Genomic DNA, 21,262 nt, shown 5'->3' with positions numbered 1-21,262 from the left:
ATCCGCTCCCCTCACGTGCCGTGCCCGGGGTCCCGGACCGCCTCGTGCACCCGTGCACGATAGCCCCCGCCGCTCGTGGGGCCCGGGGTCGCGTCCGCCGGGCCGTCCTGAACGGGCACCCGCAGGCTGCCGTACCGCTGCATCCGCTGCCAGCGGAGCCGGGAGCCGGCCAGGGCGGTGAAGACCGACTGGATCACCACCAGGTACATCAGCTGCCGGTAGACGAACTGCTGGAACGGCAGGCTCCAGAGCGGGCCGATCCGCTCCCGGTCCAGCCGGAAGGCGTAGACCCCCATCAGGAGCTGGACCAGCAGGAACGCCAGCCAGAGGCCGACGATCCGCACCGGGTCGAGGAATACCAGCCCGTACAGCGCGAAGACGTCCACCACCGGGGCGAGCAGCGGCAGCAGCACCTGGAACATCAGCAGGTAGCCGAGACCGCGCCGGCCCAGCTTTCCCGCCTGCCCGCGCTGGCGCAGCGCACCGCGGTGCTTCCACATCGCCTGCAGGGTGCCGTAGCACCAGCGGTAGCGCTGCCGCCAGAGGGCGGAGAGCGAGGCCGGTGCCTCCGTCCAGGCCTTGGCGCGCTCCTCGTACACGACCCGCCAGCCGTCCCGGCAGAGGGCCATGGTGAGGTCGGTGTCCTCGGCGAGGGTCTCGTCACCCACACCACCGACCGCCAGCACCGCCGAGCGGCGGAACGCGCCGACCGCGCCCGGGACGGTGGGCATGCACTCGGCGAGGTCGAAGAGCCGGCGGTCCAGGTTGAAGCCGACCACGTACTCGATGTGCTGCCAGCGGCCGAGCAGCCCGCCCCGGTTGACCACCTTGGCGTTGCCGGAGACGGCGCCCACCGACGGGTCGGCGAAGGGCTGCACGATCATCCGGACGGCGTCCGGCTCGAAGACGGTGTCGCCGTCCACCATCACCAGCAGCTCGGCGCGGGCGGCGGCGATACCGGTGTTGAGCGCGGCCGGCTTGCCCGCGTTCTCCTGCCGGATCACCCGGACCCAGGGCAGTCGGAGCGACTCCACCAGGTCAGCGGTGCCGTCGGTGGAGCCGTCGTCGACGACGATGATCTCGACCGGGTGATCGGAGGCGAGCAGCGAACGGACGGCGGCCTCGATGCCGGCCGACTCGTTGTAGGCGGGCACGATCACGCTGACCGGCTCGGTGACCGGCGGACCCCACGGCCGGCGGCGGCGCAGCTTCTTGTGCCGGCGGGCCGCGACCAGGACGGCGGCCGCGCGCAGCACGCTCACCGCGCCCGCCGCGTAGAGCAGCCAGCCCAGCACGGTGAGGGTCCAGTCGCCGGTCCGCAGCAGCCAGATCAGGCCGAGGCCCTGCCAGTGCTCGGCCCCGGTGGCCGGGTGAACGGGGTCCGGCAGGCCGACCGATTCGCTGACGGTGGTGAAGCGAAAGCCGTGCGCCTTGAGCTGCGGCAGCAGGTTGTCCAGCGCGGCGACGGTCTGCCAGCGGTTGCCGCCCGAGTCGTGCATCAGGACGATCCGGCCCTCGTCGGCGGGCCCGCCGGCGACGGCCTCGACGATCTCGTCCACACCGGGACGGCGCCAGTCCTCGCTGTCGCGGGTGGTGAGCACGGTGAGGTAGCCCTCGCGGCCGGCCTGCTGGACGGCGGACCAGCCCGGGTCGTCCAGGGCGTCGGCGGTGGAGGAGTACGGCGGGCGCAGCAGCGAGCTGGTCACCCCGGCGGCGCCGGCCAGGCTCAGCTGGGTCTCGCGCAGCTCCAGCGAGCGGCGCCACTCGGGCTGGGCGCCGAGGTCGGTGTGGGTGAAGGTGTGCACGCCGAGCTGGTGGCCCTCGGCGACGATCCGGCGCACCAGGTCGGGGTGGGCCGCGACCTGGTTGCCGACCACGAAGAAGGTGGCGTGCACGCCGTTGCGGCGCAGGGTGTCCAGCACCTCCGGGGTCCAGCGCGGGTCCGGGCCGTCGTCGAAGGTGAGGGCGACGGTGCCGGGCTTCGGCGCGGCGCTCCGGGGCTGCGGGCGGGCCGTGTCGATCACCGGGCCGCCGGCGAGGACCTGCTGCGGGACGGAGGCCGAGCCGGCCCGGCGGGCCTCCTGGTCGGGGCGCTTGTCGTAGAGGTGCTGGGTGTAGCCCTGGATCAGCAGGGTGGCGGCGAGGGTGCACAGCAGGGCGGTCAGCAGCAGCCAGTGGGTGCGCACCGGACCCTGGCGGACGACGCCGCGCCGGCCGCGTCGGGCACGTGGGGCTGCGGCGGGACCGGGGCGACTGCTTCTTCGACGGCGGGAGGTGCTCACGGGGACGCTTTCGGGAGGGGTCGGGCCACGGAAGGCCTGCCGGAGAACAGGGGCCTGGCGCAGGCCGGGCCCGACCGGAGCTCCACCATCACGGAGCTCCGCGGGGTCCGGGACCAGGGGTCAGGGCGTCGGGGAGGACTTGGCGGGTTTGCCGCCCGCGTTGCCGGAGTTGCCCGGCGCGTCGGTGGGGCGGCCGTGGCCGGGAGTCGGGCCGGGGCCCGGAGTGGCCCCACCCGTGCTGCCCCCGCTGCCGCCGCCCGGAGTGGCGGAGGCGGGCGGCGGCGCCGACGGTCCCGCCGCCGGGGCGGACGGTCGCGGACCGGCCACCACCGGGGCAGCGGTGCGGCGGTCGCCCGCCGTCGGCTGCGCCGTCCGGGGCTGCACGCTGTCCGGCCCGGGCGAGCCGGTGATCGACTGCTCCGGAGCGGGCGCCGGACCGGACGGTGCGGGCGCGGCGGCGCTCGGCCCGGGCGGCAGCGGCAGGAACGGCGCGCTGACGGTCGGGCCGCCGAGCACCGTGCTGGCCAGCAGCGCCAGGTAGCCGGCGGCCGGCACGGCGAGCAGCAGGCCGAGGCGGCGCACCCGCCGCTGGCGGCGGCCGGAGGAGTCCACGAACACCGGGGGGACGGTGGTCTCGGCGGCCTCTTCGGAAGGAAAGGCGGCCGGGGAACCGGGCAGCGGATCCCCGGCCGCCGGCTCGTGGTCGTACAAGGTGACGGTCACGGTCGGGTCCAGGTCTGATCTGGTCGTGCGGGCGTGCGGCCCGCCCGACTGCGGGCGGGCGGGCCGCACAGGGCCCGGCCGGGCCGGGCCGGTGGCGCGTCCGGGGTGCGCCTGCCGGTCCGGCCGCGGCCGGCCGGATGAACGGCTGGCACGGGGGAGCCGGCCGGCCACCCGGGGTCTGTGGGTGGTGCGGGGTGGTGCGGGTGGTGCAGGTGGTTCGGTCCGGATGGACGGCGGGCCCGGGGGGAATCGCCCACCGCCCATCCGGAGTTCCTGGGGTTACCTCTTGGGCGAGGCGTCGGCGGACCGGTCGGTGCGTTCCGGCTTCGGGCGGGAGTCGGGGAGCGTCGGCACGACGGGCGCGGCCGGGGTGCTTGCCGCGCCCTTTCCGCCGTTGCCGCCGACGGTGCCTTCACCGGTGTTGCGGGGCTGCGGGGTGGCGTCCTTACGGTCGTCGTCGCTCGCCTGCCGGAGCACCTCCCCGCAGTACTCGGCCACCTTGTCCGGACCGCCGGCCGCCGCGACCAGCGCACCGAACTTCGGATCCGTGACCAGCGCGCGCGGGCCTTCGCCCTTGCCCGCCCGGTCGGCGAACCCCCGGCAGAGGGCGATCAGCGCGAGCCGGGCAGGCCCGCCGCGGGTCTCCCCGGTGGTCGGGGCCGGCACGGGCGGTACAGCACCGGGCGCCGGCGGCTTCGCCGTCCCGTCGGGTGCCCCGGCGGCGGGCGACCCGCCGGTGGACGGACCGCCGGCGGACGGACTGCCGGCGGGACGCCGTGCCGCGGGGCTGCTGCCCGGAGTGCCGGCACTCGTGCCCGGCGCGGCCGGCGAACCGACCACGGCCGGGGCGACCGGCGGGTGCTCCGGTCCGCCGGAACCGCCTGAACCGCCGCCGAGCGGGGACGGCAGGTTGCCCGTTCCGGCCGCGACCGCGACGCCGCCGAGCGCAGTGGCCCCGAGCACGACGGCAACGGCCTTCGTGCTGAAGGCCCTGGCCAGCGCGGCGGTTGCCATCGATCGTCTCCGGACGGGTGCGGGTACGGCGGGTGCAGCAGGGACGGACACGAGACGGGCCTCCCGGAAGGCGGCCAGGGCCGCCTCCTCCCCGGCCAGCTCGCCCGCCACCGGCGGGGCGGCGGCGGCCGCCAACACGTGGGCGACCCCGGTCTCCGGGCCGGTGAGCGAGGCTTCCTGCCCGGCCGCCGGTCGGCCCACGGCGCCGCCGAGCAGGTGCTCGGCCGTGTCCGGGTCGATCCGACGGGATCGGTTGGTGCTCATCTCATGTCCTTCAGCGTCGCGGCCCGGCGTTCTGTCACACCCTGCGGAGGAATTTTCTTCCCGCTCTTCCCGGCACCCCGCTCGGTGGCTCTGCGGGTGCCGCCCGCTCTGTGCGCACCGCCCGGCGCGGCAGGCGAGCGGTCCGGCTGCCCGGACGAACCGCTCACCGGCTGCTGGGCCGGGATCCCCGCCCCCGGGAAGGACTGCTCCAGCAGCTTGGCCAGCCGCTTCAGCCCCCGGTGCGCGGCCATCCGCACACTGCCCGAGCGCTTGCCGAGCACCCGCGCCGCACTCTCCGCGTCCAGCTCCATCACCACCCGCAGCAGCACCGCCTCGGCCTGGTCGCGGGGCAGCCTGGAGATCAGCGCCAGCGCGTCCGAGGTGCCGACCGCGGTCAGCGCGGCGCCCGCGGTGTCGTCCCCCGCGGCGAGCTCGGACAGGTACTCGAACGGCAGGTCCGCGACGGGGCGGCGGCGGCGGGCCCGCAGGTGGTCCAGTGCGCGGTTGCGGGCGACGGTCGCGGCCCAGCCCCGGAAGCCGTCCCCGTCGCCGGAGAAGGTGCCCAGATCGCGGGCGATCTGCAGCCAGGTCTCGGAGGCGATGTCCTCGGCGTCCTGGACGTCCTCGGGCCGGCCGCCGACCAGCACCCGGAGGTAGCGGAGCAGACCCGGCTGGACGCTCCGGAACAGCAGCCGGAACGCCTCCTCGTCGCCGTTCTGCGCGGCCCGCACCGCTTCCGACAGATCGGCGGGGGCGCTGCCCGGGCCTGCGGGCGGGTCGGACGGGGGGCCGGATACCGGTGCCGGTCCGGACCGGCCGACGGCCCTGTCGGTGCCCGCTCCGGGGCGTTCTGCACTCTGCACCCGCCACATCATGCGCCATCCGGGCGACTCGGGCCGACCCGGCCGACAGCCCGGACCGGACCAAGGGCGCACGGCCGGGAGGCCCAAGGTCCCGCCGGCGACTGGCCTTCGCCCACAGCCCCGGCCGCTCCCGCCCGCCTACGGTGGAGAAGGCCGCGCGATCCGGACCGGACCCGGCGGCCCACCGGCCCCCACCGCCGCCACCGGCCCCCACTGACGGCTTCCCGACGGCTGCCCGGCCGACGCACGGGCCCACGTACGGGCCCGCCCCGTGCCGCCCGCCCCTCCCCCGGCGCGCGGCGCCCGGCCGACGCCCCCGCCGGCACCGACGACCCGTGGACGTGCCCACCGGCACGCCGGGCCACGACCCCCACCAGGGATGAGACCGTGATGACGACTGCCCCCGAGCTCCACGCGAGAGGCCTGCGCGACCACCTCGCGCCCGCCCTGCGCGCCCTGGGGCTCACCGGGTGGCGCCGGACGTTCAGCCTCCCCGACGAGACGCACTGGGCCCTGCTCGGCGTGGTGGAGCAGCACCTCGACGACCGGGTCCGCTACACCTTCGACCTCAGCCTGGTCCGCAAGGCGGACTGGTCGGCGGCCGGCCGCCCCGGGCTGCGCCCCGACCCGCGCGCCGTCTACGGCGTCGAGGCCTGGCGGGCCCGGATCGGCGAGGTGCTGCCGGTCGGCACGGACATCTGGTGGGAGGTGCTGCCCGGCCCGCGCTGGCTGGTCGCGCTGGACGACTCGATCGCCGCCGTGCGCCACTACGGCCTGCCCGAGCTGATCCGCCGGGTCGAGCGGGACCGCACCGGCACCGGCGAGACGTACCTCTCCCCCGGCGAGCTGGAGCAGGTCAACGCCGCCCTGCTGGCCGTCTCGGTGCCCCGGATCCAGCGGGCCGAGCTGGCCGACAAGCAGCTCCTCCTGACCGGCGCGTGGACCAGGGCGGACAGCGTCGCCCGGACCGTCCTGCGCGGCGTCGCGCAGGGCTTCCTCTCGGCCGACGACGCCCGCTTCCGCACGGTGTGCTGCCTGGACACCCTGGGCCGCGAGCTCTGGTCCTTCGACCGGCCCGCCGGGTGACGGCCCCGTCTCCCCGGGGCCCTGGCGTCGGCGCCGGCGGGTGACACCCCGGCGGGGCCGGCCCGGGCCCGGCCGCGCGCGAACCCGCAGGCCGGCGGCACTGTCACGACGCGCACGGTGACAACTGTCATGCGGATCCCGCAACGGACGACACTGCTCTGACGGAGGGTCCGGGCGGAAAACTGGAGGCACGACGCAGGCACCGGCCCGCGGCGGAGCAGCCAGTCCGGGGAGGAACCCACCATGAGCCAGGTCATCAGCACCCACGCCGCCGTCACCGCCACCGCCGAGGCCGCCGGCACCGCCACCGCCGCCACTGCCACCAAGGCGCCGAACCCGCTGCGCACCGCGCTCCGCCCGCTGGCGCTGGACGTCGCCGCCCCGCTCGCCGGGTACTACCTGCTGCACTCCGTCTTCGGGACGAGCGAGTTCGCGGCGCTCGCCTGGAGCGGCGCGATCCCGGCCGTCCGGACCGTCCTCGGCCTGGTCCGCGAGCGGCGGATCAACCTCTGGGCGTCGATGATGCTCGGCGTCAACCTGGTCGGCCTGGCGCTGACCACCGTCACCGGCGACGCCCGGCTGATGCTCGCCAAGGACGGCGCGCTGAGCGGCAGCCTCGCGCTGGCGATCCTCTTCTCCGCGCTGTTCTCCCGGCCGCTGATGTCGTCGGTGCTGATGCCCTTCCTCACCAAGGGCGACCGGGCCCGCACCGCCGCCTGGGAGCGCCTGGCCGGCGGCCGGGCCGCCCGCTCCCGCGACTTCCGCCGCTACGAGCGCCTCTTCTCCGGGATCTGGGGCACCGCGCTGCTGACCGAGTGCGTGGCCCGGGTGGTCGGCGCCTTCACCCTGCCGGTGTCCACCATGGCCTGGCTCTCCACCGTCTTCCTGATCGGCGCGATCGCGGCCGGCTCGGTGCTCGGCCACAAGGCGGCCGATCCGATGGAGAAGCTCGTCCGCACCGAGGCCGCCGAGCCGACCACCGTCTGACCCCGCCCCTGCTCCACTCGCTCCACCTGCTCCACCCGCCCTGCCTACTCCACCTGCTCCACGCAGCCGCACCTGATCCGCCGTCACCACCGAAGTGCCCGAGGAACCATCCGGCCGCCCCGGCAGTCCTCATATAACGAGGGGGTAACGGACCCCCGCGAGAAACGGGGATCCTGATGAGCCGGACGCGCGCGCTGACCACCACCGAGGACCGCACCCTGGTCTGGGACGGCTGCCTGAACGTCCGCGACCTCGGCGGCCTCCGCACCACCGACGGCGCCCGGACCGCCCACCGCGCGATCGTCCGGGCCGACAACCTGGACCGCCTCACCGCCGAGGGCTGGGACGCCCTCCTCGGCCACGGCATACGCACCGTCGTCGACCTGCGCAACATCGAGGAGTACAAGCCGCTCCTCCCGCTCCCCGACGACATCGAGCTGGTCCGCGTCCCGCTGGACGAACTCGCCGGCCCCGCCTGGTGGGAGACGTACGGGAGGCTGGACGGCACACCGCTCGCGCTCCGCCCGTACCTCGACCACTGCCCGCACGCCGCCGCCGAACTGGTCGCCACCATCGCCGGCGCCCGCCCCGGCGGCCTGGTCGTGCACTGCGGCGCCGGCCGCGACCGCACCGGACTCGCCGCCCTGCTGCTGCTCGCCCTCGCGGGCGCCGAGCCGGCCGAGATCGTCGCCGACTACCTGCTGAGCGCGCCCAACGTCCGCCCGCTGTACGGCATGCTCGGCCTGCCGGACCAGTACCGCCGGATCGACGCGGTGCTCGCCGAGGCCGGCACCACCGCCGAGGCCGCGCTGTACGCGACCCTCGACGGCTTCGACCCGGCCGCCCGCCTGCTCGCCGCCGGCGTCGACCCGGCCGACCTGGCCGCCGTCCGCACCCGACTGCTGGGCCCCTGAGCGGCCGGGGCCACCGCGCCCCGCCCGGCGTACAGCCCCAACGGCCCTTCCCGTCGGCCAACCTGACGCACCGTCCGCACCACCGGCCGCGACAGCCGGGGGTGCCGATAATCGTTCGCGGGCGGCCGGGCCCCGGGCAATACTTCGGACCATGGTGGACTTCTCCGACTTCGACACCCGCAATTACCCGACCGTGGACGTCCGCACCGGCTACGCCCAATGGGTCGGGACGTACGAGCGCACCGTCGAGGACGCCATGGACCTCGCCGTGCTCGACCGGCTCACCACCCCGGCCTGGGCGGAGGCCGCCCGCGCGGCCGACCTCGGCTGCGGCACCGGCCGCACGGGCGCCTGGCTCCGCACGAAGGCCGCCCCCGGGCTGGTGCTGGACGGCGTGGACCTCACCCCCGAGATGCTGGCGGTCGCCCGGGGCAAGGCCGTCCACGACAGCCTGACCGAGGCGGACGTCACCGCCACCGGACTGCCGGGCGGCAGCTACGACCTGGCCGTCTCCTCGCTGATCGACGAGCACCTGGCCGACCTCGGCCCGCTGTACCGCGAGGCGTACCGGCTGGTCCGCCCGGGCGGCCGGTTCGTCCTGGTCGGCCTGCACCCGTACTTCATCATGGCCGCCGGCATGCCCACGCACTTCACCGGCTCCGGCGGGGGCGACATCGCCATCACCACCCACATCCACCTCGTCTCCGACCATCTGACCGCCGGGCTGGCGGCCGGCTGGACGCTGGTGGAGATGGCCGAGGCGGTGGTGGACGACGCCTGGATCGCCCTGAAGCCCAAGTGGGAGAAGTACCGCAGCCACCCGGTCTCGGCCGCGTACGTCTGGGAGCGGAAGGCGCTGGGGTAACCGCGGGCGAGGCACCGGGGTAGCGGCGGGCGAGGCGCTGGGGTAGCCGCGGGCGACACAACTCGGAACATCGTCAACCAGTGGTTGACGATCCTCGGGTCGACAACCTACGGTTGACGCATGGAGAATCCGATCGTTCCCAAGACCACTCCGCTGCGCCTCGACGACCTGATCGACGCGATCAAGAAGGTCCACAGCGACGCGCTCGACCAGCTCTCCGACGCGGTCATCGCCGCCGACCACCTCGGCGAACTGGCCGACCACCTGATCGGCCACTTCGTCGACCAGGCCCGCCGCTCCGGCGCCTCCTGGACGGACATCGGCCACAGCATGGGCGTCAGCAAGCAGGCCGCCCAGAAGCGCTTCGTCCCCAAGACCCCGGGCACCCCGGCCGACCTCGACCCCAGCCAGGGCTTCAGCCGGTTCACCGACCGGGCCCGGCACGTGGTGATGGCCTCGCAGGAGGAGGCCCGCACGGCCGCCAACACCGAGATCGGCACCGGGCACCTGCTGCTCGGGCTGCTCGTGGAGCCCGAGGGCCTGGGCGTCCGGGCGCTGGCCGCCCAGGGCATCGCCCCCGGGGCCGTCCGCGAGGCGGTGACCGCGACCCTGCCGGCCGCCGCCGCGGAGGTGCCCGCGCTGATCCCGTACGACGCCGAGGGCAAGAAGGTGCTGGAGCTGACCTTCCGCGAGGCGCTCAAGCTGGGACACAACTACGTCGGCACCGAGCACATCCTGCTGGCGCTGCTGGAGCAGGAGAACGGCACCGGCGTGCTGGCCGACCTCGGCGTCGACAAGGCCGAGGCCGAGACCTTCACCGCGGAGGCCGTCGCGGCGTACATCGCGACGCAGGCCGACTCCCCGGCCTGAGCCGGACCGGGCGGAGCCTGCCGGCGCGACCGACACGGCCGACGCCGCCAAGTCCGACGCCGCCGAAGCCGCCGAGTCCGCCCGGGGACGGTGATCGTCCCCGGGCGGAGCACCGCGGTCCGGTGCCCCTGCGCTCAGAAGCCGGAGACGTGGGTGGTGATGATCCGCACCCGCCCGTCGGCGGCCGCCTCGATCGCCGCCCGGAGGCGCAACGACCGTGCCGGCCCGAGCAGTTCGAGCGCCTCCTGCTCGGTGGCCCAGCGGAAGTCGTCCAGTTCGCCGGCCGGGACGGTCACGGGGGTGCCGTCCGGGACGCTGCCGAAGTCGAAGAGGAAGTGCTCGGCCGGGTGGTCGAGTTCGTCGGACGGGTGGGTCCAGGAGATCGCCAGCAGGTCACCGGCCGGCCGGACCAGCCCGGTCTCCTCGGTCAGCTCCCGCGCCGCGCACTCGGCCGGTCCCTCGCCGAGGTCGATCGTGCCGCCGGGGAACTGCCAGTGCTCCCGGTAGCCGGCCTTCACGATCAGGATCCGCCCAGAGGCGTCCCGCAGGACGCCCCCGGCGGCCGCGTAGATCCGCGGCAGGGACGCCAGCCACTCTTCCTTGGACTTCAACGGCTCGGCCGACACGGCGGTCCTCCTCCGGCGCAGGGGCAAGTGCACCCACTCTGCCACCCTCGCAGCACCCCCGCGCCGGCCCCGGACCCCCGGTGCCCCGCCGTCGCCGGCGGGGCACCGGTCATGCCGACGCGGAGAGGTGCTCGACCAGCCGGTCGAAGCTGGAGTTGAGACCCGCCTCGGCCTCCGGGCCGCAGTACATCGCCGGCACCTCGGTCTGGTGCAGGACGACCTCGCTCCGCCCGTCACCGAGGTCCTTGAAGGTCAGCGTCGAGCGCAGGCCGATGTTGTCCTCGGCGATGGCGAGCAGCTCGCCCTCGCGGATCTCGGTGATCCGGCTGGTCAGCGGGTAGCTCTCGCCGGTGGCGTCCATGACCATGGTGCTGTCGTAACGGCCGCCGACCACCGGCTCGATGGTGACGGTGTCCAGCGGCACGTGGGTGCCGACCGGGCCCCAGAAGCGGACGAACTGCTCCGGGTCGACGTACGCCCGGAAGGCGACGGCGGGGGTGGCGGGCAGCTCGCGGGTGATGGTCAGCTCGCCCAGGGTCTCGCTCATGTGGTGTCCCTCGTGTTCGCGGTGCGGTGTGCGGTGCCACCGGCAGGTCGTGCCACAGGTGTGTGGTGCCGCCGGTGTGCGGTGTCGGAGGGGTGGACCGGGGCCGCACCCGAAACTCATCGCTCCCGGCGAAAGTTTTTTTTCCGGAATCCTCCGGCCGACCGATGAGCCGCGCCCGCTCCACCGGTCCAAGCTGTGTGAACACCGACCGCGGAGCCGCTCCGCCCACACCGCCGACCGCATCCCCTGCCCCGCCGTCACCCCAGCTGACCTGCGACCTCGGCGCCCTCGCCGACGCCGACCTGGCCCTGGTCGACGCGCTCGCCCGGCTCCGGCTGGCCGCCGCCCGGCAGGGCGTCCCGGTGGTGCTGACCAACGCGAGCAGCCCCCTGCGGGAGCTGCTCGCGTTCACCGGCCTGGCCGACGTGCTGCCCGTCGCCCCCGGGCCGCCGGCGAGCCCGGCCCCGCCCGGCCCGCGCGCGCTACGCGTCCAGCCGGGGCGGGAGCCCGAACAGCGGGAAGAGCACGTCGGTGTCGAGGAAGTTGGTGAGCCCGCCGATCCGGCCCTCTGACACGTCCAGCACGATCAGTGCCCACGGCTCGTGGCCGCCCTCCGGGCTCGGCCGGTACTGCCCGAAGGCCGGGCTGCCGTTGGCCACCACCGGGACGAGCCGCGAACCCCGGCAGCCGCAGCCCGGGCCGAGCATCCACTCGCGGATGTCGCCGTGGCCCTGCAGCCAGAGCGCGAACGGCGGCATGTTCAGCGTGACGTCCTCGTGCAGCAGCGCCGCCAGGCCGTCCATGTCGTACGCCTCGAAGGCCGAGACGTAGCGGGCCAGCAGCGCCCGGTGGTCCTCGTCCAGCACGGGCGCCGGGCGGGCCGCCGCGGTGTCCGCGGCGAGCACCGCCCGGGCCCGCTGGAGCGCGCTGTTGACCGAGGCCACGGTGACGCCGAGCAGCTCGGCGACCTCGGCGGCCTTCCAGCCCAGCACCTCCCGCAGGATGAGCACCGCCCGCTGCCGGGGCGCCAGCCGCTGGAGCACGGCGACGAAGGCCAGCCGGACCGACTCGCGCTGGGCGGCCACCTCGGCCGGATCCCCCGTCTCGGGCAGGATCCGGCCGTCGGGCGCCGGGCCGATCCACGTCACCTCGGGCAGCTGGGCGTCCGTCGCGGTGGCCACGGTGGACGGACCGGCCAGGTCCATCGGCCGAGCCCGGCTGTTGCGGCCGTTCAACGCGTCCAGGCAGACGTTGGTGGCGATCCGGTACAGCCAGGAGCGCAGTGCCGCCCGGCCCTCGAACCCCCGGTGGCCGCGCCAGGCCCGGACCATGGTCTCCTGCACCGCGTCCTCGGCCTCGAAGACCGAGCCGAGCATCCGGTAGCAGTAGCCCGTCAGCTCCCTCCGGTACCGCTCCAGCTGGAGCTCGACCGGCTCCTCCGTCATCAGGTCGGCCATCCCGAGCCCCCAAGTGCTGCCCAACGCCAGTGATCACTTCGAACGTACCGCAGGGCACTGACAATGGCGCTGAGACCGGCACCGGCACCGGCGCGGGCACCGGACCGCCCCGCGGGGCTACCGCGTCCCGGCCGGCCCCGGCTGCGCGTCGTACGTCTGCCCGGAGCCGAAGGCGGTGGTGACGATCCGCCACATCGCCGGGAACTCCTTGCCGGAGGTGTCCGTCGGGTTCAGCGAGACGACCACCCGGCGACTGAGGTCCCGGGTGGCGAAGACGGCGTCGGAGTACCCCGGCCGGGAGCCGGTCTTGCCCCACACCACCAGGCCGTTCGGCAGGGTGGCGCTCATCAGGCCCTTGCTGAAGCACGCGTGGCCGGCCGTCGGGCCGATCTCGCAGTTCCGGTTCCGGACGTTGGGCACGTCCGGGACGCGGAACAGCTCGGCCTGCTGGGCGGGCGGCAGCAGGCGGCCGCGGAGCAGCGCGGTCATGAAGCGGTCCAGGTCGGCGGCGGAGGAGATCATGCCGCCCTCCGCCCACGGCCAGGGGCTCTGCTCGGTGACGTCCACCCGCTGCCGGCTGCCGTCCGGGCCGGGGACGTCGACGAAGGCCGGTGCGTGCGGGCCCGGCAACGAGACGTCGTCGCGGTCCGGGACGACGGTGTCCCGCAGGCCGAGCGGCCGGGCGATCCTGGTCTGCACCTCCTGCGCGAAGGTGCGGCCGGTGACCTTCTCGATCAGCATCCCGGCGACGAAGGTGTTGATGCCGTTGTACTGCTGGGCGCTGCCCGGCGCGAAGCCCATCGGCTGCCGGACGGCGTCGGCGACCACCTGGGCGGGCGTCCAGGACTGCGCCCGGTGCTCGGCGAACCAGCTCTCCGTGCCGTCCCCCGAGGTCAGGCCGCCGCCGCCCGGCAGGCCGCTGGTGTGGTCGAGCAACTGGCCGACGGTGACCGGCGGGTAGGCCGCCGGGAGCAGACCGGGCAGGTACTGCTGGACGGTGCCGTCCAGGTCGAGCCGCCGCTCGGCGGCGAGCTGGAGCGCCACGGTGGCGGTGAAGACCTTGGAGATGCTGCCGATCCGGAAGCGCGCGTCCGCCGGGACGTCCGCCCCGGCGGTGCCGGTCCACCGGCCGCCCCGGCCGTCCGCCCGGACCAGTGCGCCGGTGATGCCCGCGGACGGCAGGTCGGCGATCGTCTTCGCCAGGGCGCCGCGGTCCAGCGGGGCGGCCGGGCGCAGGGCCGCGACCGAACCGGCGCCGCCCGCGGGCCGGTCGGCCGCCAGGGCCGGCGTCGCGACACCCGCGCCGACGGCCGCCAGCAGTGCACCGGCGACGGCGACGGTGGTCCAACGGCGTTCGCGCTGAGGGCTGTTCATCAGGGGTGATCTCCAACTGCGGCTCGTCCGGGGGGTCGTGCTGTTCCGGTACGAGTCTGTTGGAGCGGGCCGCGGCGGCCATCCGGGACGATCCCCCAGCTGCCCCGGAGCCACCCCCGGGAGATCCCCGAAGGGCTCCTGCCCGAACGTCAGGGGCGGGAGCCGGGCCGGTCGGGCTCCGACGGCTCCCGCCCCTCGGCGCCCGGGGCCGGTGGGCGCATCAACGCATCAGGACGTCAGGACGTCAGGACGTCAGTCAGTGCGTCAGTGCGCCGAGTGCTTCTCCGCGCCGCGGTGGCGGTGGCCCTTCAGTTCGGCGTGCATCGCAGGAGCGGAGCGCATCCCCGCCACGTCGGCGTCGTGGCCGCCGTGCCGGAAGGCCGAGCCGCCGACGGAGAGGCCGGTGGCGGCGGGCGGACCGTCGGCGCGCAGCCGTGGCGGCGCCGGTGCGGGGGTCGTCGCCATACCCCGGCGCTCCAGCAGCTCCTGGGTGCCCTGGCGGAGCTTGCGGGTACTGCTCGGTGCCAGCCTGGTCATGGTCGGCCTCCCTTCGACGGTCACCGGCCGCACACACGTGGACCGGGAGGGCCGCACGGGCGTTATGTCCGCATTCCGGCCGGATTACACCTGCCCCGCTCGGGCAGTGCGCGGCCCCGACCCCGCGAACCGGCCCGAGCCGGCCGCCGGCACCGGCCCGGTTCAGCCCATGACCTCGTGGACGTAGCACCAGCGCCAGTCCTCCCCCGGCTCGTACGAGCGGATCACCGGGTGGGAGCTGTTGTGGAAGTGCGCGGTGGCGTGCCGCTGCGGCGAGAAGTCGCAGCAGCCGACGTGGCCGCAGTCCAGGCAGACCCGCAGGTGCACCCAGTCCCGGCGCCCCTGCGCCAGGCAGTCGGCGCAGCCGTCCGCCGGCGGGAGGGGGGCGATGTCCGGGGGTGCCGCGGTGAGGTCTTCGCAGGCGCTCATGGACGCAGGGTAGTGACGGCCGCCCGGCCGCGGCCCGAGACACGCCCCACGCGGCGGCCCGTCAGTCCCCCGGGGCCGGGGCCTCCGCCGGGGCCACGGTGTTCGCAGCGGCCACGACGTCGGGCGCCGCGACGCCGGGTGCCGTCCAGCTCGCCAGCAGGGCCAGCCGCTGCGCCGTCGGCGAGCCCGGCGGCGCGGTGAACACCACCAGCAACTGGTCGGGCGAGCCGTTGACCGCCAGCGTCTCGTAGCCGAAGTCCAGTTCGCCGACCAGCGGGTGCCGGATCAGCTTGACCCCGTGGGTCTTCTGCTTCACCTGGTGGTCCGCCCAGAGCCGGCGGAACTCCTCGCTCCGCACGGACAGTTCACCCACCAGGGCGGCCAGCCGGGCATCCTCCGGGTACCGGCCAGCGTCCAGCCGCAGGTAGGCCACGGTCTCGGCCGCGACGGCCTCCCACTGCGGGTAGAACTCGCGGGCGGCCGGGTCGAGGAAGGCCTGCCGGGCCGCGTTGGCCTCGCCCAGGGGGCGGGCGGAGAAGCCGTGCACCGCGTCCCCGAGGGCGTTCCAGGCCAGCACGTCCATCCGGCGGCCGAGCACGAAGGCCGGCACCCCGGGCATGAGGTCGAGCAGCAGCCGCGTCCCCTCCCGCACCTGCTGGCGGCCGCGCGGCCCGGCGGCCGTCCGGGGCGGACGGGTCAGCGACCGCAGGTGCGCGGCCTCCACCTCGTCGAGCCCCAGCACCCGCGCCACCGCGTCCAGCACCGCGTCCGAGGCGCTGCCGCCGCGGCCCTGCTCCAGCCGGACGTAGTAGTCGACGCTGACCCCGGCGAGCTGGGCCACCTCCTCCCGGCGCAGCCCCTGGACCCGGCGGCGGCCGTGCGAGGGGAGGCCGACCTCCTCCGGCTGGATCCGGGCACGGCGCGTACGAAGGAAGTCCCCCACGGTGTTCTCCATGCCCGGCAGCGTAGACCGGGTGCGCACCGCAAGGGTGGTAACGCCTGTCCCAGGATGAGCTTTCCCGGGTTGCGCCTACCCAGGACGGGCACGGCCCTGGGTGGCGGGCCGGGGCGCGCGCAGAGTGGTTCCCGTCAGCCCCCGAAGACCCTCCCCAGGAGCCGAAGATGAGCTACCCCGCCCTCGCCACCCGCACCGCCGTCGTCACCGGGGCCGCCAGCGGCATGGGCGAGGCCACCGCCCGCCTGCTGGCCGCCGGCGGCGCCCGGGTCGCCCTGCTGGCCCGGCGCGCCGACCGGCTGGACGCGCTGGCCGCCGAGATCACCGCCGCGGGCGGCCGGGCCCTCGCCGTCACCGCCGACGTCACCGACCAGGCCTCGGTGGACGCCGCCGCCAAGACCGTCCACGACGCGTACGGCCCGGTCGACCTGGTGGTCAACAACGCGGGCGTGATGCTGGCCAACCCGCTCGCCGACGGCCGGATCGACGAGTGGACCAGGATGATCGACACCAACCTCACCGGCGCACTGCGGATCGTCCGCGCCTTCGCCGCCGACCTCACCGCGGCCGGTACCGAGGGCCGCACCGCCGACCTGGTCAACGTCTCCTCGATCGCCTCGCACATCGTCTTCCCCGACTACGCCGTGTACGGCGCCACCAAGGCGGCGCTCACCCAGCTCTCCGCGGCGCTGCGCACCGAGCTCGGCCCGCAGGACGTCCGGGTCAGCGCGATCGAGCCCGGGCTGACCGACACCGAGCTGGGCGGGCACATCGACAACCCGGTGCTGCGCGAGCAGCTCGGCGGGATGTTCGCCGCGATCCCCGCGCTGACCGCCGACGACATCGCCGACCTGATCGCCTACACCGTCACCCGCCCCCGGCACGTCAACCTGCGCCACCTGGTCGCGCTGCCGACCCGCCAGGCCTGACCCGCCGCCCGTCACCACCCGCCACCGCCGCCCGCCGCCCGAACCGAGCCGGTCCGCCGGCAGGTTCCGGGCCCGGTCGACGGGTTCCCCGGCCGATCCGGGACACGCCGTGGGAGCATGCCACCCGTGGCGGTTGTGACGGGGAGAACAGAGGGCGACACCGGCAGTGCCCGGGCGGGCGGGATACCCGGGCAGGCCGCCCCCGGCACACCACCGGACATACCGGACGCCCCCGGCGCGGACGGCCCCGGACCCACCGGCCCCGGTCCGGACGACTCCGGCCCGGACGCCCCCGGTCCCGCCGGGACGGGGCGGGTCCGCCAACCGGTCACGCTGATCCGGTTCCTCGCCGGCCTCGCCGCGATCACCCTGACCCTGCTGCTGGCCGACTACGCCCGGGCCACCACCGGCGGCATCGCCAGCGATGTCGGCCAGGCCGCCCGACTGGTGCCGCGCCCGCTGGCCGGGATCGCCGGCGGCCTCTCCACCGCCGCCCTGCTGCTCGTCCCGGTGTACTCGGCCGCCCGCCGGCTGCTCAGCCCGTCCCCCGACCGACGGCGCACCCTCCAGCACGTGTCCGACGGGCTGCTCGCCGCCGTCCTCGCCTACGGGCTCTCGCTCGCGCTCGACCTCTGGGTCGACGGCGTCGCCCCCGCCTCGCTGGTCGCCGCCCTCACCCAGGCGCTGCCCGGCGCCGGCCTCGCCCACACCGAACCCGTCTACGGCTACCTCGCCCCCGTCCTGGCCTTCCTCATCGCCTCCGACGCCCGCGAACGCCGGGTGCCCCGGACCGCCCTCGCCGTCTCCGGCCTGGCCGGGCTGGCCGCCGGGTACGCCACCCCGACGGCGCTGCTGCTCGGTCTGCTGATCGGCGTCGCCGCCGCCAACGGCACCCGCTACGCCGTCGGCACGCCGGACCCCCGGCCGCGGCCCGCCGAGCTGCTGCGCGCCCTGCGGGAGGCGGGCCTGCGCCCGGTCACCGCCCGCCCGGCCGGGCCGGACCGCTACCTGGTCCGCCAGGAGGCCGGGCGCCCCGACCTGGACGTCCAGCTGCTCGACCGGCAGGCCGTCACCGCCGCCCTCGTCCAGCGCGCCTGGCGCCGGCTGCGGCTGCGCACCGCCCCGCACCCCCGGGCGCTGCGCTCGCTGCGCACCGGGCTGGAGCACGAGGCCCTGGTCTCCTACGCGGCCGTCGCCGCCGGCGTCCGCACCCGCCGGATCGCGGCCACCGCCGAGCTCGGCCGCGACACCGCGCTGGTCGCCTACGAGTACCTGCCCGGCCGCACCCTGGACCGGCTCGCCGACGAGGAGCTGACCGACGCGCTGCTCGCCGACGCCTGGGCCCAGCTCGCGCTGCTCCAGCGGCGGGAGATCTCGCACCGCGCGCTGGTCCCCTCCGCCCTGCTGGTGGACGAGGCCGGCGCGGTGCACCTGGTCGACCTCGCGGACGGTGACATCGCGGCGAGCGAGCTGGTGCTGCTCTGCGACATCGCCCAACTGCTCACCACCATCGCGCTCCGCACCGGTGCCGAGCGCGCGGTGCGCAGCGCGGTGGCGGTGCTCGGCCCGGACGCCGTCGGCGCGGCCCTCCCGCTGCTCCAGCCCATCGCCCTCGCCCGCACCACTCGCAGCGCCCTCAAGCGCGCCGCGGCCGCCCAGCGGGCCGCCGGCGCCCCGTCCGCGGCCGCCGCCGGGGCCGGGGCCGCCCCGGCCCCGGCGCCGCCCGTCGAGCTGCTGGACGCCATCCGCGCCGAGGTGCTGCGGACCAGGCCGCAGGCGCCCGTCCGCGCGGTCAAGCTGGAGCGGTTGCGCCCCCGCACGCTGCTGGCCGTGGGCGGCGGGGTGGTGGCCGGGTGGCTGCTGCTGCCGCAGCTGTTCGCGAGCGAGCAGAACCCGATCGCCGCCGTCGGCGACGCCGACCCGCTCTGGCTGGCGCTCGCCGTGCTGGCCGCGACCGCGAGCCACTTCACCGCCGCGATGGGGTTCGTCGGCTTCGTGCCCGAGCGACTGGACTTCCGCCGCGCCGTCCTCGCCCAGGTGGCGGGCTGCTTCGTGAAGCTGGTCTCGCCGGGCGGCGTCGGCGGGGTGGCCCTGAACACGCGGTTCCTCCAGCGGGCCGGCCTCCCGACCGCCCAGGCGCTGTCCAGCGTCGGCGTCGGCCAGCTGTTCGGCCTGGTACTGCACCTGTTGCAGCTCGGCGCCTTCGTCTACCTGCTGGACCTGGAGCCGGGCGGCTCCGAGCTGGACGCGCTGCCCGCCGTGGTGAGCGGCCTCGCCGGGGCCGCGGTGCTGCTGGGCGGGGTCTCCGCGGTGCCGCCCGCCCGCCGCTGGCTGGCGGCCCGGCTGCGGCCGCTGACCTCCGAGGTGCTGCCGCGGCTGCTGGAGCTGCTGCGCAACCCCGGGCGGCTGGCGATGGGTGTGACCGGCCAGCTGCTGGTCTCGCTCTGCCTGGTCTCCTGCCTGTACTGCTGCGTGCGGGCGGTCGGGCGGGAGCCGGCCTTCGCCTCGGTGGCGGTGGTCTTCCTGATCGGCAACGCGGTCGGCAACGCGGCGCCGACCCCGGGCGGGGCCGGCGCCGTGGACAGCGCGCTGGTGACGCTGCTGGAGCACACCGCGTCCATGGAGGAGGGCGGCGCTCTGGCCGCCGTCGCGCTCTACCGGCTGCTCACCCTCGTCCTGCCGGTGCTGCCGGGCTGGGCGGCGTTCGCCTGGCTCCAGCGGCGCGGCGCGCTGTAGTCGCTCGCTGTAGTCGCTTGCTGCGGCCGCCGCTCCCGGTCCTCGCCCGGGTGCTCGGCGGCGGGGTGCTCGGCGGCGGGCCGGCTACTCCCGGTACTCGTCCTCGTCGAGCTGCACGACCCGGGTCTGCTCCGCGACGTCGGCGACCTCGGTGGCCGGGTCGGCGCCGAGGGCGCGACGCTCGGCCAGCTCGTCGTAGTCGTCGCCCTGCTCCGCCTCGTCGTCCGGCTCCACCGCCTCGGCGACCTCGTCGAGGTAATCCTCTGGATTCTGCGGCATGGCATCCGTCCTCGCTGTTCGGAGGCTCCCACGGGCCCGTTGGGGGGTACTGGAAGTATCCGCCGACGGCTGCCCGGACGCGATGCGCCGTCGGCCGGTCGGCGTGTTGCCCGGGCCCAGCCCGGTGCCCGGGCCCCGCACCCCCCGTCTGCCCCGCCACCGGCACGGAAAACGGGGGCCGGGCCGCCGGGGGTACGATCAGTGCCGTACCAGCAGGGCTTACCCACACCCACCCGGTGGCCCCGAAGCCTCACGAACGACGGGGAAATCATGTCCGGCTCGCACTACTTCACCGGTGCACCCGAGGTCGCCAGCGAGCGCCGTCCGATCACGGTCACCCTGCCGGACCTCACCCTGGAACTCACCACCGACGCCGGTGTGTTCTCCCGCAGCCGGCTCGACCCGGGCACCCGGGTACTGCTGGAGCACGCGCCGCCGCCGCGGGTCCGCGGCCCGATCCTGGACGTCGGCTGCGGCTACGGCCCGATCGCCCTGACCTGGGCGAGCCGCCGCAAGCGGCTGCCGGTCTGGGGGGTGGACGTGAACACCCGCGCGCTGGACCTCGTCCGGCTGAACGCGGAGGCGCTCGGCCTGGGCAACGTGCAGGCGGCGCTGCCGGAGGAGGTCCCCGAGGACCTTCGGTTCGCGGCGATCTACTCCAACCCGCCGATCCGGATCGGCAAGGCCGCCCTGCGCCGGCTGCTGCTCCAGTGGCTCGGCCGGCTCACCCCGGACGGATCGGCCTTCCTGGTGGTGCAGAAGAACCTGGGCTCGGACTCGCTGCAGACGTGGCTGACCGAGCAGGGCCACCCGACCAGCCGGGTCACGTCGGTCAACGGGTTCCGGATTCTGGAAGCGCGGCCCCGCCCCGAGGGTGCGGGCCCCGAGAGTGGACGAGGTACGACGTCGTGAAGCAGCTCCGCGGGACCGAACTGAAGCGGCTGCACCGCTCGTGGCGGCGCAGCAACGAGTTCCGGCTCGCGCTGATCCTGGAGAACCTCCAGTCGCCGTTCAACGTCGGCTCGGTGGTCCGGACCGCCGCCGCGATGGGCGCCGAGAAGCTGTACCTGACCGGCGACACCCCGTCGGTGCGCTCGTCCGGCGCGCAGAAGGCCGCCATGGGCACCGACAAGTACCTCAAGGTCGAGCAGTTCCCGACCGTCGCCGAGGCGGTGGCCTCCGCCAAGGCGGACGGCTTCAAGGTGGTCGGGCTGGAGCTGGCGGACGAGGCGCTGCCGATGTTCGCCGCCGAGCTGACCCCGGCGGTCGCCTTCGTGCTGGGCCACGAGGACCGCGGGATCACCCCCGACGCGCTGGCCCTCTGCGACCAGGTGGTGTTCGTCCCGCAGCTGGGCCGGGTCGGCTCGCTGAACGTCTCCGCCGCCGCCACGGTGGCCTGCTACGAGGCCCGCCGCCAGGGGTACGTGATCAGCGGCACCCCGGACGGCAGCGACGCCGGCGGCCTGGACTTCGACGACGAGTGACCCGCCGGGGGGCGGCGTGCCCGCGGCGCACCGCCCCCCCC

At 75.6% G+C, this 21,262-nt stretch carries 22 protein-coding genes; 10 read left to right on the top strand and 12 right to left on the bottom strand.

The features are described 5' to 3' along the window. Positions 1-11: 11 nt before the first annotated feature. The 4 genes from OH807_RS23195 to OH807_RS23180 all read right to left on the bottom strand — a co-directional run bounded on the left by OH807_RS23195 (position 12) and on the right by OH807_RS23180 (position 5,014). Positions 12-2,186, bottom strand: a complete 2,175-nt coding sequence (locus tag OH807_RS23195; protein WP_406202047.1) for a bifunctional polysaccharide deacetylase/glycosyltransferase family 2 protein — start codon at positions 2,184-2,186, stop codon at positions 12-14. 216 nt (positions 2,187-2,402) lie between these two features. After that, a complete protein-coding gene (locus OH807_RS23190; protein ID WP_406202045.1) occupies positions 2,403-3,005 on the bottom strand; it encodes a hypothetical protein in 603 nt (200 codons plus the stop codon). Between the two features lie 279 nt (positions 3,006-3,284). Further along, entirely contained in the window at positions 3,285-4,283 is a 999-nt protein-coding gene (locus OH807_RS23185) for a hypothetical protein (protein ID WP_406202044.1), read from the bottom strand. Next, positions 4,280-5,014 carry an RNA polymerase sigma factor gene (locus OH807_RS23180; RefSeq protein ID WP_406202042.1) on the bottom strand — a complete coding sequence of 245 codons (735 nt, stop codon included), beginning with the start codon at positions 5,012-5,014 and terminating at the stop codon, positions 4,280-4,282. The genes OH807_RS23185 and OH807_RS23180 overlap by 4 nt, the downstream gene beginning before the upstream one ends. A 522-nt stretch (positions 5,015-5,536) precedes the next feature. On the opposite strand from OH807_RS23180, the gene OH807_RS23175 reads away from it, so the two are divergent. The 5 genes from OH807_RS23175 to OH807_RS23155 all read left to right on the top strand — a co-directional run bounded on the left by OH807_RS23175 (position 5,537) and on the right by OH807_RS23155 (position 9,868). Beyond that, complete coding sequence (locus OH807_RS23175) at positions 5,537-6,232, top strand: hypothetical protein (RefSeq protein ID WP_406202040.1); 696 nt, start codon at positions 5,537-5,539, stop codon at positions 6,230-6,232. Positions 6,233-6,475: 243 nt separating this feature from the next. After that, positions 6,476-7,219 (top strand): VC0807 family protein, encoded by a 744-nt coding sequence (locus OH807_RS23170; RefSeq protein WP_406202037.1) that lies wholly within the window; start codon positions 6,476-6,478, stop codon positions 7,217-7,219. A 176-nt stretch (positions 7,220-7,395) separates the two neighbouring features. Beyond that, a complete protein-coding gene (locus OH807_RS23165; protein ID WP_406202035.1) occupies positions 7,396-8,133 on the top strand; it encodes a tyrosine-protein phosphatase in 738 nt (245 codons plus the stop codon). A 151-nt stretch (positions 8,134-8,284) separates the two neighbouring features. Next, complete coding sequence (locus OH807_RS23160) at positions 8,285-8,998, top strand: class I SAM-dependent DNA methyltransferase (protein WP_406202033.1); 714 nt, start codon at positions 8,285-8,287, stop codon at positions 8,996-8,998. Between the two features lie 120 nt (positions 8,999-9,118). Then, positions 9,119-9,868, top strand: a complete 750-nt coding sequence (locus OH807_RS23155) for a Clp protease N-terminal domain-containing protein (RefSeq protein ID WP_406202031.1) — start codon at positions 9,119-9,121, stop codon at positions 9,866-9,868. 134 nt (positions 9,869-10,002) lie between these two features. Here the strand turns inward: OH807_RS23155 and OH807_RS23150 are convergent, their stop codons facing one another. Together OH807_RS23150 and OH807_RS23145 are read right to left on the bottom strand one after the other, a co-directional pair. After that, the gene (locus tag OH807_RS23150) at positions 10,003-10,494 is read right to left on the bottom strand and encodes an NUDIX domain-containing protein (protein ID WP_406202028.1); all 492 of its coding nucleotides are present in this window, start codon (positions 10,492-10,494) and stop codon (positions 10,003-10,005) included. A gap of 109 nt (positions 10,495-10,603) precedes the next feature. Beyond that, a complete protein-coding gene (locus tag OH807_RS23145) occupies positions 10,604-11,041 on the bottom strand; it encodes an SRPBCC domain-containing protein (RefSeq protein ID WP_406202025.1) in 438 nt (145 codons plus the stop codon). A gap of 197 nt (positions 11,042-11,238) precedes the next feature. On the opposite strand from OH807_RS23145, the gene OH807_RS23140 reads away from it, so the two are divergent. Then, positions 11,239-11,613 carry an STAS domain-containing protein gene (locus OH807_RS23140; RefSeq protein WP_406202022.1) on the top strand — a complete coding sequence of 125 codons (375 nt, stop codon included), beginning with the start codon at positions 11,239-11,241 and terminating at the stop codon, positions 11,611-11,613. Here OH807_RS23140 and OH807_RS23135 read toward each other — a convergent pair. The 5 genes from OH807_RS23135 to OH807_RS23115 form a co-directional block, all read right to left on the bottom strand. Beyond that, positions 11,524-12,498: a sigma-70 family RNA polymerase sigma factor gene (locus OH807_RS23135; protein ID WP_406202019.1), complete on the bottom strand. Its 975-nt coding sequence runs from the start codon at positions 12,496-12,498 to the stop codon at positions 11,524-11,526. The genes OH807_RS23140 and OH807_RS23135 overlap by 90 nt on opposite strands. Before the next feature lie 117 nt (positions 12,499-12,615). Next, positions 12,616-13,872 (bottom strand): serine hydrolase domain-containing protein, encoded by a 1,257-nt coding sequence (locus OH807_RS23130; protein ID WP_406202017.1) that lies wholly within the window; start codon positions 13,870-13,872, stop codon positions 12,616-12,618. Positions 13,873-14,136: 264 nt separating this feature from the next. After that, positions 14,137-14,409: a hypothetical protein gene (locus OH807_RS23125; protein WP_406202014.1), complete on the bottom strand. Its 273-nt coding sequence runs from the start codon at positions 14,407-14,409 to the stop codon at positions 14,137-14,139. Between the two features lie 162 nt (positions 14,410-14,571). Further along, positions 14,572-14,838 carry a UBP-type zinc finger domain-containing protein gene (locus OH807_RS23120; RefSeq protein ID WP_406202012.1) on the bottom strand — a complete coding sequence of 89 codons (267 nt, stop codon included), beginning with the start codon at positions 14,836-14,838 and terminating at the stop codon, positions 14,572-14,574. Positions 14,839-14,899: 61 nt separating this feature from the next. Further along, positions 14,900-15,793: a helix-turn-helix transcriptional regulator gene (locus OH807_RS23115; protein ID WP_406202010.1), complete on the bottom strand. Its 894-nt coding sequence runs from the start codon at positions 15,791-15,793 to the stop codon at positions 14,900-14,902. A 167-nt stretch (positions 15,794-15,960) separates the two neighbouring features. Here OH807_RS23115 and OH807_RS23110 point away from each other — a divergent pair, with 167 nt between their 5' ends. Together OH807_RS23110 and OH807_RS23105 are read left to right on the top strand one after the other, a co-directional pair. Continuing rightward, positions 15,961-16,722, top strand: coding sequence for an SDR family oxidoreductase (locus OH807_RS23110; protein ID WP_406202007.1), 762 nt, complete (start codon positions 15,961-15,963; stop codon positions 16,720-16,722). A gap of 126 nt (positions 16,723-16,848) precedes the next feature. Then, positions 16,849-19,458 carry a lysylphosphatidylglycerol synthase domain-containing protein gene (locus tag OH807_RS23105; RefSeq protein ID WP_406202005.1) on the top strand — a complete coding sequence of 870 codons (2,610 nt, stop codon included), beginning with the start codon at positions 16,849-16,851 and terminating at the stop codon, positions 19,456-19,458. 84 nt (positions 19,459-19,542) lie between these two features. Here the strand turns inward: OH807_RS23105 and OH807_RS23100 are convergent, their stop codons facing one another. After that, positions 19,543-19,737, bottom strand: coding sequence for a hypothetical protein (locus tag OH807_RS23100; protein WP_406202003.1), 195 nt, complete (start codon positions 19,735-19,737; stop codon positions 19,543-19,545). Positions 19,738-20,007: 270 nt separating this feature from the next. On the opposite strand from OH807_RS23100, the gene OH807_RS23095 reads away from it, so the two are divergent. Together OH807_RS23095 and OH807_RS23090 are read left to right on the top strand one after the other, a co-directional pair. Continuing rightward, positions 20,008-20,649 (top strand): class I SAM-dependent methyltransferase, encoded by a 642-nt coding sequence (locus OH807_RS23095; RefSeq protein WP_406202000.1) that lies wholly within the window; start codon positions 20,008-20,010, stop codon positions 20,647-20,649. Continuing rightward, on the top strand, positions 20,646-21,221 hold the full coding sequence (locus tag OH807_RS23090) for a TrmH family RNA methyltransferase (protein WP_406201998.1): 576 nt from the start codon (positions 20,646-20,648) through the stop codon (positions 21,219-21,221). Before OH807_RS23095 ends, OH807_RS23090 begins: the two co-directional genes overlap by 4 nt. The last annotated feature ends 41 nt before the right edge of the window (positions 21,222-21,262 follow it).

Origin of the sequence: Kitasatospora sp. NBC_01560 (genome assembly GCF_045208415.1) — a bacterium.
Lineage (GTDB): Bacteria > Actinomycetota > Actinomycetes > Streptomycetales > Streptomycetaceae > Kitasatospora.
The sequence above is the reverse complement of the archived record's forward strand: the minus strand, read 5'-3'. Positions and strand labels throughout refer to the sequence as shown.